This is a genomic window from Streptomyces sp. NBC_01451, from assembly GCF_036227485.1.
Classification (GTDB): domain Bacteria; phylum Actinomycetota; class Actinomycetes; order Streptomycetales; family Streptomycetaceae; genus Streptomyces.
Genome location: NZ_CP109479.1, coordinates 2,007,795 through 2,020,959 on the forward strand (window position 1 = coordinate 2,007,795; position 13,165 = coordinate 2,020,959).

Annotated in this window: 12 protein-coding genes and 1 pseudogene; 7 read left to right on the top strand and 6 right to left on the bottom strand. The window is 69.5% G+C overall.

The features are described 5' to 3' along the window. Positions 1-83 precede the first annotated feature (83 nt). The 5 genes from OG595_RS08535 to OG595_RS08555 all read left to right on the top strand — a co-directional run bounded on the left by OG595_RS08535 (position 84) and on the right by OG595_RS08555 (position 6,641). Positions 84-1,139 (top strand): LacI family DNA-binding transcriptional regulator, encoded by a 1,056-nt coding sequence (locus OG595_RS08535; protein ID WP_329269616.1) that lies wholly within the window; start codon positions 84-86, stop codon positions 1,137-1,139. 95 nt (positions 1,140-1,234) lie between these two features. Beyond that, on the top strand, positions 1,235-2,623 hold the full coding sequence (locus OG595_RS08540; protein WP_329269618.1) for an ABC transporter substrate-binding protein: 1,389 nt from the start codon (positions 1,235-1,237) through the stop codon (positions 2,621-2,623). Between the two features lies 1 nt (position 2,624). Further along, positions 2,625-3,506, top strand: a complete 882-nt coding sequence (locus tag OG595_RS08545) for a carbohydrate ABC transporter permease (protein ID WP_329269620.1) — start codon at positions 2,625-2,627, stop codon at positions 3,504-3,506. Then, positions 3,503-4,441 carry a carbohydrate ABC transporter permease gene (locus OG595_RS08550; RefSeq protein ID WP_443072981.1) on the top strand — a complete coding sequence of 313 codons (939 nt, stop codon included), beginning with the start codon at positions 3,503-3,505 and terminating at the stop codon, positions 4,439-4,441. Before OG595_RS08545 ends, OG595_RS08550 begins: the two co-directional genes overlap by 4 nt. 58 nt (positions 4,442-4,499) lie before the next feature. Continuing rightward, entirely contained in the window at positions 4,500-6,641 is a 2,142-nt protein-coding gene (locus OG595_RS08555; RefSeq protein ID WP_329269622.1) for a beta-galactosidase, read from the top strand. Positions 6,642-6,701: 60 nt separating this feature from the next. On the opposite strand, the gene OG595_RS08560 is transcribed toward OG595_RS08555, so the two are convergent. The 4 genes and pseudogenes from OG595_RS08560 to OG595_RS08575 all read right to left on the bottom strand — a co-directional run. After that, entirely contained in the window at positions 6,702-7,460 is a 759-nt protein-coding gene (locus OG595_RS08560; RefSeq protein ID WP_329269624.1) for an SDR family NAD(P)-dependent oxidoreductase, read from the bottom strand. Positions 7,461-7,539: 79 nt separating this feature from the next. Beyond that, on the bottom strand, positions 7,540-8,259 hold the full coding sequence (locus OG595_RS08565; RefSeq protein WP_329269627.1) for a TetR/AcrR family transcriptional regulator: 720 nt from the start codon (positions 8,257-8,259) through the stop codon (positions 7,540-7,542). Positions 8,260-8,458: 199 nt separating this feature from the next. Continuing rightward, entirely contained in the window at positions 8,459-9,508 is a 1,050-nt protein-coding gene (locus tag OG595_RS08570) for a cyclase family protein (RefSeq protein ID WP_329269629.1), read from the bottom strand. A 241-nt stretch (positions 9,509-9,749) separates the two neighbouring features. After that, a pseudogene (locus OG595_RS08575) lies at positions 9,750-10,034 on the bottom strand (FAD-dependent oxidoreductase); the annotation flags it as partial. A 232-nt stretch (positions 10,035-10,266) separates the two neighbouring features. On the opposite strand from OG595_RS08575, the gene OG595_RS08580 reads away from it, so the two are divergent. Next, positions 10,267-10,674, top strand: coding sequence for a hypothetical protein (locus OG595_RS08580; protein WP_443072982.1), 408 nt, complete (start codon positions 10,267-10,269; stop codon positions 10,672-10,674). Between the two features lie 56 nt (positions 10,675-10,730). Then, complete coding sequence (locus OG595_RS08585) at positions 10,731-11,135, top strand: hypothetical protein (protein ID WP_329269632.1); 405 nt, start codon at positions 10,731-10,733, stop codon at positions 11,133-11,135. Between the two features lie 96 nt (positions 11,136-11,231). On the opposite strand, the gene msrB is transcribed toward OG595_RS08585, so the two are convergent. Further along, positions 11,232-11,639: a peptide-methionine (R)-S-oxide reductase MsrB gene (msrB, locus tag OG595_RS08590; RefSeq protein ID WP_329269634.1), complete on the bottom strand. Its 408-nt coding sequence runs from the start codon at positions 11,637-11,639 to the stop codon at positions 11,232-11,234. A gap of 57 nt (positions 11,640-11,696) precedes the next feature. Continuing rightward, a complete protein-coding gene (murC, locus tag OG595_RS08595) occupies positions 11,697-13,085 on the bottom strand; it encodes a UDP-N-acetylmuramate--L-alanine ligase (RefSeq protein WP_329269636.1) in 1,389 nt (462 codons plus the stop codon). Positions 13,086-13,165: the final 80 nt, after the last annotated feature.

Below are 13,165 nucleotides of genomic sequence, written 5' to 3' on the forward strand. Positions count from 1 at the left end.
CTGGCGAGCGCGGTTCCACGTCATGTCCACGGCGGCCGGCGTCACCCTCCGGCTACCGTGGGCACCGGCCACCGGGAGTCACCGTGACACGACAGACAGGACGGGGTGCGACCTCGTCGACACCGCGCAGTGTCGACGTGGCACGCCTCGCGGGGGTCTCGCAGAAGACCGTGTCCAGGGTCTTCAACAGCGAGCCGTACGTCTCCGAGGACGTACGCCGCCGCGTTCTCCAGGCCGCCGAGGACCTCGGCTACCGGATGAACAACGCCGCCCGCGCACTCGCCTCCGGGCGGACGAGATCCATCGGCGTGGTGACGCTGGGCACCGCCCTGTACGGGCCCGCGTCGCTGCTCATGGGCATCGAGCGCGCAGTCCGGGACACCGGATACGCCCTGCGGGTCGTCAACACGATGGAGGGCGACCCCTCGGGCGTCGCCGGCGCCGTCGGCTCGCTCCTCGAACAAGGGGTGGACGGCATCGTCGTCTCCGAGCCGATCGACGAAGGCCAGGGCGGGGGTGCGGGCCTGGCGGAACTGTCCGTCGACGTGCCGGTCCTGGTCATCGGCGCGCCGTCCCCCTTCGCCACCTCCCGCCCGGTCACCTCGGGCGGCGGTGCGGACCTGCTGACCCGGGCCGCCACCCAACACCTGCTGGATCTCGGCCATGTGACGGTCCATCACCTCTCCGGGCCGCCACGCTGGTTCGCGGCCAGGGACCGGCTCACCGCCTGGCGGGCCGCCCTCGCCGCCCATGGCGCGCCCGAGCCGCCCGTCGTCGTGGGCGACTGGTCGGCCGCCTCCGGATACGCGGCGGGCCGTCAACTGGCCGCCGACCCCTCGGTGACCGCCGTGTTCGCCGCCAACGACGACATGGCCATCGGGCTCATCCGGGCCCTGACGGAGGCCGGCCGGCGCGTGCCGGACGACGTCAGTGTGGTCGGCTTCGACGACATCCCGGTCGCCGCGTACATCACCCCGCCGCTCACCACAGTGCGGCAGCCGTTCGACGCGGTGGCGCAGGAAGGCCTCAAACGGCTCCTGCACGCCATCGAGAACCCGGACGCGGAGCCCCTGCCGCCGAGCGACCCACCGGTCGACCTCGTCGTACGGTCCTCCACCGCACCCCCGCCCCACCGGTAGCCGCACCGATCAGAGGCCGGTCAGCCCCACCTGCGGCCCCCTCCCCCGTATCGCCTCCTTCTCTCCACTCCCTTTCGCCCCGGCCGGAGTTCACCATGCCCAGAAACAACGTCTCCTCCTCTGCCATCAGCCGTCGCCTCCTCCTCACCGCGGCCGGCGCCGCCTCGCTCGGGGCGGCTCTCACCGCCTGCGGCGGGGGCGGGTCCGACAGCGGCTCGTCCTCGTCGAAGCCGGTCAGCCAGGCCGACATCGACAAGGCGATGAAGACCCCGACCGAGCTGACCTTCTGGACGTGGGTCCCGGAGATCGCCCAGGAGATCGCCCTCTTCGAGAAGAAGTACCCGGCGATCAAGGTCAAGGCCGTCAACGCCGGTCAGGGCACCCCGCAGTACACCAAGCTGCGCACCGCCCTCAAGGCCGGCAGTGGCGCCCCCGACATGGTGCAGATCGAGTTCCAGGCCATCCCGACCTTCACGATCACCGACAGCCTGCTGGACCTGCGGCCGTACGGCGCCTCCGCCCTCAAGTCCCAGTTCGTCGACTGGACGTGGAGCCAGGTCAGCGGCAGCGACGGCGAGGTGTGGGCGGTCCCGCAGGACACCGGCCCGATGGGCATGCTGTACCGGCAGGACATCTTCGACAAGCACGGCATCGAAGTGCCCAAGACCTGGGACGAGTTCGCCGAGGCCGCGCGCAAACTGCACAAGGCCGACCCGGAGGTCTATCTGACCAACCTCGCCGCGAACCAGGTGGCCGCCTGGCACGGGCTGCTGTGGCAGGCGGGCGCCAAGCCCTACGTCACCTCCGGCAAGAGCGACATCGCCATCAGCGTCGACGACGCGGTCTCCAAGAAGCTCGGCGCGTTCTGGGGCGGGCTCGCGCAGGAGGGTGTCATCGGCGTCGAGCCGGACTTCACGGACTCCTGGTACGCGGCGCTCAACAAGGGCAAGTACGCCACCTGGCTCGTCGGCGCCTGGGGCCCGGCCTTCCTCTCCGGCTCGGCCAAGGACACCGCGGGCAAGTGGCGGGCGGCGCCGATGCCGCAGTGGGACGCCGCCAAGCCGAGTGCGGGCAACTGGGGCGGCTCGACGACCGCCGTGATCCGGTCCACCAAGAATCCCATCGCCGCCGCCGAGTTCGCCAAGTTCCTCAACAGCGACCCGGAGAGCGCGAAGATGTTCGCGACGAAGCAGTTCTTCTTCCCGGCCACCAAGGCGCTGCTCGCGGACGCGAGTTTCAGCGGCGCCACCCCCGCCTTCTACGGCGGCCAGAAGGTCAACCAGGTCTTCGCCGACGTCAGCGCCCAGGTCGATCCCGCCTTCCAGTGGCCGCCGTTCCTCGACCAGGTGGCCACCGACTGGACGGAGACCGTCGGCCGCTCGCTGGCCCGCAAGACCGACACGGTCACCGCGCTCGGGGGCTGGCAGACGCGGATCACCACGTTCGCCAAGAGCCAGGGCTTCACCGTGAAGGCGGCTCCCTGACATGCCCAGGCTTCTCGCACGGCCCCGGTCGGCGGGCCCGCTGTTCATCGCCCCCTTCATGGTCCTGTTCCTCCTCCTCTTCCTCGCCCCGCTGGGCTACGCGGCCTATCTGAGCCTGTTCCAGGAGAAGTTGGTCGGCGGCACGTCGTTCGTCGGCCTGGAGAACTACCTCACCGCCGTGAAGGACCCGCAGCTCCGTGAGGGTGTCGTCCGGGTCGCGACGTTCTTCGTGATCCAGGTCCCGGTGATGCTGCTGCTCGCCCTGCTCTTCGCGCTCGCCCTGGACAGCGGCCTGTTGCGGCTGTCCCGGGTGATCCGGCTGGGCATCTTCGTGCCGTACGCCGTCCCGAGCGTGGTCGCCACCCTCATGTGGGGCTACCTCTACGGCCCGGACTTCGGCCCGTTCGCCCAGCTCAGCGACAAACTGAGCCTGCCCGCCCCGCACTTCCTCACCGACAGCTGGATGCTCGGCAGTCTGGCGAACATCGTGACCTGGGAGTTCGTCGGCTACAACATGATCATCCTGTACGCGGCCCTGCGGACCATTCCGCAGGACCTGTACGAGGCCGCCGCACTGGACGGAGCGGGCGCCTGGCGGATCGCCTGGTCCATCAAACTCCCGGCGCTGCGGCCCGCGTTGACGCTCACGCTGCTCTTCTCGGTGATCGGCAGCTTCCAGCTCTTCAACGAGCCCAACCTGCTGATGAAGATCGTCCCGGACGTCATCGACAGCGCGTACACCGCCAACCTCTACGCCTACACGCTCGCCTTCACCAGCCAGCAGATCAACTACGCGGCGGCCGTGTCCTTCCTCCTCGGCCTGCTCATCGTGATCATCTCGTACGCCTTCCTGCTCACCGCGAACCGCAGGAGGCCCGCGTGACCACCACAACTCCCCCCGCCACCGCCGTGGTTCGTACGACGGACCAGGTATCCAAGGCGCCGAAGGAGCGGCGCGGGCGACAGGCCGGCCGTCGCAGCACACCCCTGACGATCGCCATGCTGGCGGCGCTCGCCTACTTCCTCCTCCCCCTCCTCTGGCTGCTGATCGCCTCCACCAAGAGCACCCGGGACCTGATCAACAGCTTCGGCCTGTGGTTCTCCGACACCCCGCAACTGCTGACGAACATCCGCGACACCTTCACCCAGGACGACGGCGTCTTCCTGCACTGGCTGCTCAACACCCTGCTGTACGCCGGGGTCAGCGCCGTCGGCGCCGCGGTCCTGGCCGCCGCCGCTGGGTACGGGTTCGCCAAGTTCCGGTTCCGCGGGAACGGTGCCGCCTTCAACCTCGTACTCGGCGCCGTCATGGTGCCGGCGACCGCCCTGGCCATTCCGACGTACCTGCTGTTCGCCAAGGTGGGGCTGGTGAACACGCCGTGGGCGATCATCCTGCCCTCGCTGGTGAGTCCCTTCGGGCTCTATCTCATGCGGGTGTACGCGCAGGACGCCGTGCCCGACAGCATCCTCGAAGCCGCCCGGATGGACGGGGCCGGCGAGTTCCGGATCTTCTTCCAGATCGTGCTGCGGCTGCTGGCGCCGGGCCTGGTGACGGTGCTGCTGTTCACGCTCGTGGCGACCTGGAACAACTACTTCCTGCCGCTGATCATGCTCAACGACCCGGACCTGTACCCGATCACGGTCGGGCTCTCCTCCTGGGCCGCCCAGGCACAGAACGGCGGGGCGGGTGCCAGCAGCGACATGCTCGCGCTCGTCGTGACCGGGTCGATGATCTCGGTGGTCCCGCTCGTCGTGGCCTTCGTGCTGCTCCAGCGGTACTGGCAGAGCGGCCTGGCCACCGGCGGGGTCAAGCAGTAACTCCCCGCCCGGCCATAGCGGTTACCCAACTCCCCTTCCCCCACTGGAGGTTGACTTCATGGCGGTTCTGCCCGCCCGCGTCCTCTTCGGCGCCGCGTACTACCACGAGTACCAGCCCGCCCATGGACCCGAGTACCGTCCCGGCGAACAGCTCAAGACCGACCTCGATCTGATGGCCGACGCCCGGTTCACCGTGATCCGGGTCGGCGAGTCGGTCTGGTCGACCTGGGAGCCCGAGAACGGGAGCTTCGATCTCGACTGGCTGGAGCCGGTGCTCGACGGCACCCATGAGCGCGGTATCGCCGTGGTCCTCGGCACCCCGACGTACGCCGTGCCGCCGTGGCTGGCCCGCCAGTACCCGGAGATCACCGGCGAGCGGGCCACCGGGCAGCGCATCGGCTGGGGTGCCCGGCAGGAGGTCGACTTCACGCACCCCGCGTTCCGGTTCCACGCCGAACGGGTGATCCGGAAGATCGTCGCACGGTACGCCGGACACCCTGCGGTCATCGGTTTCCAGGTCGACAACGAACCCGGAAACGAACTCCTGCACAACCGGGGCGTGTTCGAGCGCTTCGTCGACCATCTCCGGGCGAAGTACGGGGACATCGAGACCCTGAACCGCGAATGGGGCCTCGTCTACTGGTCGCACCGCCTCTCCACCTGGGCCGACCTGTGGACCCCGGACGGCAACGTCCAGCCCCAATACGACGTCGCCTGGCGGGAGTTCCAGGCCCGCCAGGTCACCGAGTTCATCGGCTGGCAGGCGGACATCGTCCGCGAGTACGCGAACCCCGACCAGTTCGTCACCACCTGCATCTCGTACACCCGCCCGGCGGTGGAGGACGACGAGCTGACCGACCGGCTCGACATCGCGTCGGGCAACCCCTACTACGACATGCAGGACAGCCTCGCGCTCCCGGACCGCACGCCGGACGCGCACGCGCAGCGCTGGAAGACCACGGGCGTCTGGGCCCTCTACCAGACCGCCGACTGGATGTTCTCCTCGAAGCAGGCGCCGTTCCTGGTCACCGAGACCAACGCCTCCTCCATCGGCTTCGCGTGGGACAACCGCCCCGCCTACGACGGCCAGTGGCGCCAGGCCGCCTGGGCGCTGGTCGGGCGCGGGGCCAGGATGATCGAGTACTGGCACTGGCACACCCTGCACTTCGGCGCCGAGACGTACTGGGGCGGCGTCCTTCCGCACAGCGGCCGGCCCGGCCGCACCTACGCCGAACTGGCGAAGCTGGGCGCCGAGTTGGACGCGGCGGGCCCGCTGGTCGCCGATCTCGAACCGGACGCCGACATCACGATGGTCTACTCGACGCCCAGCAAGTGGCTGATGCAGAAGTATCCGCCGCTCGCGACGGGCGACGGCGGCCCGGACGACACCGCCTACCACCGGATCTTCGACCCGTTCTACCGGGGCGCCTTCGACGCGGGCCGCCAGGTCCGGATCGTCCACGCCCGACAGCTCCACGACCCGCGCGGAGAACGGGAGGGTCTGTCCCCCGAGGAGGCGGTGCGCCGGCACCCGGTCCTGGTCGTCCCGGCGCTGTACGTCGTCGACGACACGACCCTCGACTGGTTCGCCGCGTACGCCCACGCGGGTGGCCACCTGGTCCTCGGCCCGCGCACGGCGTACGCCGACCAAGAGGCGCGGGCCCGCAACGAGCTCGCCCCCGGGCGCCTGGTGGACGCGGCGGGCGTCAGCTACGACGAGTTCAGCAACCTGACCACAGGGATCCCGGTCCGTGCCGTGCCCGGCGGTCCGCTCCGACTTCCGGACGGGGCAACGGCGTTGCACTGGGCCGACGGTCTCACCGTCACCGACGCCGAGCCGCTGGTCACGTACGACCACCCGCACTTCGGCCGCTGGCCGGCGGTCACCACCCGCCGTCACGGCGCGGGCCGGGTGACGTACGTCGGGACGGTGCCGGGCCGCGACCTCGCCCGCGAGCTGGCCGTCTGGCTGGCCCCCACCACCCGCAGCGTCTGGGGGGACCTCCCGGCCTCGGTCACGGCGACCACCGGTACGGCCGGGGACGGGCGGCGCGTGCACATCGTCCACAACTGGAGCTGGGAGCCCGCGCGCGTCACGGCCCCGGCCGACCTGACCGACGTACTGAACGGCAGCCCGGTCCCCACGGGCACCGAACTGGACCTCGGCGCCTGGGACGTACGGGTGTTCAGCGTCGACTGACGGCCGGGCCGGGGGCTGTTGGCGTGGCGCGATGCCAACAGCCCCCGGCACGCGACGCGTTCAGAGCAGTGAGTAGCCGCCGTCGACCGTGATCGTCGTGCCGGTGACATAGGCCGAGGACTCGGAGGCCAGGAACAGATAGATGCCGGGCAGATCGTCGGGCGTGCCCCAGCGCCCCAGCGCCGTGTGCTCGACGATCCCGCTGTCCCGTTCCGAGCTGCGCCGCCAGTGCGCGCCGAGCCCGGTGTCGAACCAGCCGAGGGCCACCGTGTTGACGGTGATCCCGCGCGGCCCGAGTTCCTGCGCCAACGCCCCCACCAGGGACTGCACGCCGCTCTTCGACGCCGAGTACGCGGCGAGACCGCCCTTGGGCCGGTCGCCCAGCACGGAACCGGTGACGATGATCCGCCCTCCGGCGCCCATCACCGCGGCGGCGGCCCGCGCCCCGAGGAACGTGCCGGTCAGGTTGACGTCGATGACCTGACGCCAGGCGTCGGGGCTGGTGTCGGTCACCGTCGCGACCCCCGGCGAGACCCCGGCGTTGCAGATCCAGGCGTCCACACCGCCGAACCGCTCGACCATGCCCTCGGCGACGGACGCGTTGAAGGCCTCGTTGCGCACATCACCGGCGCACACCAGGGGGTCGCCGTGGAGCGTCCCGGCGACCTCCTTGAGCGCGTCCTCGGAGCGCGCCACCAGGCCCAGCCGCGCCCCCGCGGAGTCGAAGGCCTGGGCGAGAACACGCCCCAGGCCGCGCCCGGCCCCGGTGATCACCACACGTCGCCCGGCGGCCTCGGGGTTTCCGGCGGTTGTCGGCATTCGGCCCTCCATCAAAGTATCGACCGGTCGGTACATTTCTGGGAGCGTAGCGCACACCCCGGAGGAACAGAACAGGAACCTACGCCTCGGACCCGGCGTCGACCTCGGACTTCTCGCCTCGCAGCTCCTGGAGGACGGACCGCCCCCGCTCCAGCTCGTCCTCCTCGCGCGCCCGGTCGACGGGTTCGGCCAGGATGCCGTTGAAGAAGATGTCGCAGTAGAAGGCGGAGAGCTCCTCGACCCGCATGTCCCGATGACCGGCAAGCCACTGGTACGTGTAGTTGTGCAGGTTCAGGAACGCGAGCGTCGCCAGCTCCAAGTCCTCCCGCGGGCGCCCCTGGAGCTGTCCCCGGCGGTGCCCGTCGGCGAGTACGTCGCGGATGCGCGACTCGAAACGGTGCCGCTTCTTACGGAACAACTCGCGGTATTCGCCCTGGAGTTGGCGGTACTCGTGCAGGAACACCCAGACGTGGTCGTGCCTGTTGACGATCTGCCAGAGCAGGGACTCCGACAGCAGTCGCAGCCGGGTCTGGAAACTCAGGTCGAGTTCGACGATCGCGGCGGCTTCTCTCAGCAGCGGATCCATGACGCGGTCGTGGATCTCGGCGAGGAGCGCGTCCTTCGAGCCGATGTAGTAGTACAGGGCGCCCCGGGCCAGTCCGGCCGCCTCCCCGATGTCCGCCACACCGGTACCGGTGTACCCGTTCTTCGAGAACAGCTCGACGGCGATGTCCACCACGCTCTCACGCATGCGGTAGTAGCGCTCGGTCTTGCCGCGCTCCTTGCGAGTGGCCGGCATCTCACCAAATCCTTCGCAACCCGGTACATCGTCACGGGAGCCACAACTGGCGTCCCGGAATTGCCTGTAGCACCGCGTGACCATACACGATCAATACGTGTCCTTCGCCGGGGAGGCGGCGGCGAAGTGCCAGTTCGGTGCGGGTCGGGGGCAGGATTCCCGACCCGCACCGAACGGCGCTCGATGCCGACCGCGTCCGTCAGACGGTGGCGATCGGTGTGAGGGGGCTGCCTTGTGTTCCTGGGAGGTTGAGTGGGGGTGCGGTGAGGAGGAAGCGGCTGCGGTTGTGTTGGCGCAGCCAGGTGGCGAGTTTGTCGAGGTACCAGAGTTCGCCTAGGGGGATGCCCAGTTTGAAGAGGCAGAGGTGGTGGATGGGCAGGAGGGAGTGGGGGCCGGTCTCGTTGCCGACGCCCACTCCCTCGACGGCGTAGTTGTCCGCGACGAGACCCGCGAGTTGGGAGTCGGTGATCCATTGGAGGATCGCGGGGTCGTGGGCGTCGAGGTAGGCGGCGGTCCGGTGGATGGCGACGGGGTCGGGGTTCTTGTTCCAGGCGAGGATCTGGGTGGCGAAGCCGGTGTGGAGCAGGACGATGTCGCCGGGTTCGACGGTGACGTTGTCGGCGTCCATGATCTCGCGCAGTTGCTGGTGGTTGACGGCCTGGTAGCCGGTGCCGAGGTGGTGGGCGATGTCGATGAGGACGCCGCGTCCCTGGACGCCGTGCTGGGCCATGTGTTCGAGGCCGAGGTGGCGGGCGAAGCCGAGGCTGCCGCTGCCGTCGCCCTTGGCGTCGTCCTGGGGTCCGACGAGGTCGGTGCCGGCGCGGTAGCCGTTGTAGTAGACGGCCTCGGCGACGCCGTCGGCGTCGGCGTCGAACTCGGCGCCCTGGTGGGCGAGGGCGTCCCACTGGGTGGAGTACTGGAGCCAGAGGGTGACCACGTCGTCGGACCACACGTCGATGAGGTCGGGGGAGAAGTGTTCGCTGGCCCTGATGTTGTAGAAGACGTCCTGGTTGTGCTGGAGGTCCTCGGTGGGGCGCAGGATCGGCGGGTAGCGGCGCTGGTTCATGGCCGTGCCGCCGGGATAGTCGAGGGGCAGGCTCAGGCTGAAGGCGATGCCGTGCTCGACCTCGCGCACGCCCTGGAGGACCTTCTCCCGGGTGAGCAGGTTGATCCGGCCCAGCTCGTCGTCCTCGCCCCAGTCGCCCCAGGTCGAACCCGGCGGACGCTGCTTCCAACGCTTCGTCGTCATGGTCACTCCGCTTCCTGGCGCCAGTCCTCGTCGACGGCCTGCCACCTGCATGTCATGTATCGTGTACCGATCGGTCAATGAAACATCTGGGGCACGTTCGCCCGGGCCGCCCCGGACCCGCATCCATCAATCAGCCGACAGCCCCCGCAGCTTCGGCGCGGGCACGGGAGGCGGCTCCACCCGGCCGTGCGGGTGGGGGCGGGCAGAACTCGACGGCGAGCGCCGCTCACTCCTCGACGCGGATCACGAACTCCGCATCCAGCGCAGCCAGCTGCTCCCGCGTCCGCAGCTCAGCCCTGCCCGGCTCCCACACCCCCGACAGCGCCTGCTTCGACAACGGCGGCCGGTCGTACGGCACATGCCGCTCATCACCCACCACCGTCACCCCACCCACAAAACCCCGACGCCGCAACGCCTCTACTGTCGACAAACCCGCCGCCGAGGCACCCACCACGAGCACCCACCCAGGCAGCCGACCAGTAGTCCGACCAGCGCTTTTGCCCTGAGTGTCACCCTCGCTGCTCATGCACGACTCCTGATCACAGCTCCATTGCGGCCCTCTTCACGAAAGTTAGACCAAACGGTCGGTACAACGCAACAGGCAGGACGTGACGCCGCGAACGCGCAGCGCGGCGGACGGTGTGCGGATGGTGTAGCGGGCTACACCATCCATTCGGGAGAAGGGTCCCTCGTGGCGGCGATCAGGTGACGGGATCGTAGTCGGCAGAGATCAGAACCCATCCGTTCCCGCCGAAGGAATGTCCGTGAAGACGCTGCTCGCCGCCGTGAAGTCGTTCATCACCAATCTGCTGCTGTGGTCGTTCTTCCTGGGCGGTCTCGCCGCGAGCACCGCGTCCGGCGCCGTCCTCGACGGCACGGAGAAGGACGTGGCCACCTACGCCGGCATCGCCGTCGCACTGCTGGCGGGCTCCCGCATCGCCAGGAAGCCGAAGATCAAGGCGTTCCTGGCGAGGCCGTCCACGCTCTGGTTCCTGTTCCTGTTCAACGGCGGTGTGGCCGCGTTCTGCTACTTCACCATGGACGGCGTGAAGGGGATCGCGACCGCCGTCGGTATGGGCCTGGTCTCCCTCGGCGCGGCGGGCGGCCTCGTCTCCGCCCGCAAGGAGCGGACGTCGCCCGCGCTCGTACAGCAGCCCTGGGCCTGACCTTCCGAGCACCGAAGACCTCATCAACCCATGAACGAAGTGAAGGGACCCTTTCCATGCGCTCGAACCGCCGTCGTGGCCGTCGCACCGCCACCGTCGCCACCGCCGTCGCCGCCGTCACCCTGACCGCCGGACTCCTGACCGGCTGCGAGGACATCGACAACTCCCTCGGCTGCCTCAGCAACGCCGACTCGATCTCGGACAGCATCAGGGCGATCCACGAGGCCGGCTGGGACGCGGTGCAGGACCCGTCGAAGACCGACGACTCCATCGACACCATCGACAAGAACCTGGACAAGATCAACAAGGAGACGGACGACAGCAAGGTCGACAAGGCGGTCGACGACCTGGACAAGGCGATAGACGACTACAACAAGTCGATCCTGAACGGCGACACGAGCCCGGACTCCAGCAGGATCGACGCGGCTGCCGACCGCCTGAAGGACGTCTGCACCTCGTAGGGAAACACCGAGGGGGCCTGCCTGTCGTACGACGCGTACGACAGGCAGGCCCCCTTCAGCCGTTCCGGCTTCCTCAGCCGGCGGCGCTTCCGGTCCTCAGTTCTCGTCGGGCGTCAGCCGCAACGAGATGCTGTTGATGCAGTACCGCTGATCGGTCGGGGTCGCATACCCCTCCCCCTCGAACACGTGCCCGAGGTGCGACCCGCACCGGGAGCACCGCACCTCGGTCCGTACCATCCCGAGCGAGCGGTCCGCGATCAGTTCCACCGCGTCGGAGTCCTTCGGGTCGAAGAAGGACGGCCAGCCGCAGTGCGACTCGAACTTCGTGTCCGAGGTGAAGAGTTCGGCGCCGCAGGCCCGGCAGGAGTAGACGCCCTTCGTCTTGGTGCCCGTGTACTCACCCACGAAGGCGGGTTCCGTGCCGGCCTGCCGCAGGACCTTGTACTCGGCCGGAGTCAGCTCCGCGCGCCACTGCTCGTCCGGCTTTTCGACGTCGTACGACATGAAGCTCAGCCCCTTACTGCGAAAGTCACCGCGAAAGTCACTGCGGAACCGCGAACGTCACCGTGCCAGACGGTCCAGGATCCGCGGGCCCAGGTCCGTGACATCACCCGCGCCCATGGTGAGAACGAGATCACCGGGCTTCGCCATTCCCGCGACGGTCTCCGGCACCTCGGCCTTGTCCGGCACGGCCGTCACGTCGGCGCCCGCGGCCCGCGCGGCGTCGATGATCAGCGCGCTGGTCACGCCGGGGACCGGGTCCTCGCGGGCCGGGTAGATGTCGAGGACCACCGACGCGTCGGCGAGCGCCAGCGCCTGGCCCATCTCCGTGCCCAGCTCCTGGGTACGGGAGAAGAGGTGCGGCTGGAAGACCACCAGGATGCGGGCATCGCCGACCGCCGCCCGCATCGCCTCCAGGTCCGCCGTCATCTCGGTGGGGTGGTGCGCGTACGAGTCGATGACCTGGACGCCGGCCGCCTCCCCCTTCAGCTGGAGCCGTCGCCTCACTCCCGTGTACGCGGCCAGGGCGGGGGCCAGCTCGGCGGCGGGCACGCCCAGCGCGACGCCCGCGGCCAGTGCGGCCACCGCGTTGTGCGCGTAGTGCCGGCCGGGCACCGAGACCGTGAAGGTGAGCCGGTCCCCGTCCAGCTCGACGGTCACCTCGCTCTTCAGCCCCTGGGGTACGACGGACAGCACGCGTACGTCCGCGTCCGCCGACTCCCCGTACGTCACCACCCGCACGGAGTCCGGCAGACGTCGCGTCAGCTCGCGGGCGCCGTCGTGGTCGGCGGAGATCACGAGCGTGCCGCCGGGCACGATCCGGCCCGCGAACGTCTCGAAGGACTCGTAGATCTCTTCCATGGAGGCGTAGTTGGCGTGGTGGTCGAGTTCGACGTTGAGGACGATCGCGACCTCGGGCGCGTACTTGTGGAAGCTGCGGTCCGATTCGTCCGCCTCGGCCACGAAGATGTCTCCGTCGCCGTGCAGGGCGTTCGAGCCGGGCGCGTCCAGGTCGCCGCCGATCGCGTACGACGGGTTCAGCCCCAGCTCGCTCAGCGACACCGCCAGCATGGACGTCGTGGTCGTCTTGCCGTGGGTGCCCGCGACCGCGATCGGCCGCAGGCCGTCCATCAGCCGGGCGAGCGCGTCCGAACGGTGGACCACCGGGATTCCCAGTTCCGCCGCCCGCGCCAGCTCCGGGTTGTCCGCGCGGATCGCGGAGGAGACCACGACACAGGTGGCGTCGTCGGCGAGGTGCCCGGCCGCGTGCCCGATGTGCACGGTCGCCCCCAGCGCCCGCAGGGCCGCGGCGGTCTCCGACTCCTTGGCGTCGCTGCCGGCCACGACGGCCCCGCGCTGCGCCAGGATCTTCGCGATCCCCGACATCCCGGCGCCGCCGATGCCGATGAAGTGCGGTCGGTCCATGGCGGTAGGAAGGCCGGGTGCCATGTGCTGTTCTCCCCAAGATCCGGTACAGAAGTCGAGCCCCCAGCCTATTCCCTGCCAAGGGGGCGCCTCATGGCCGACGC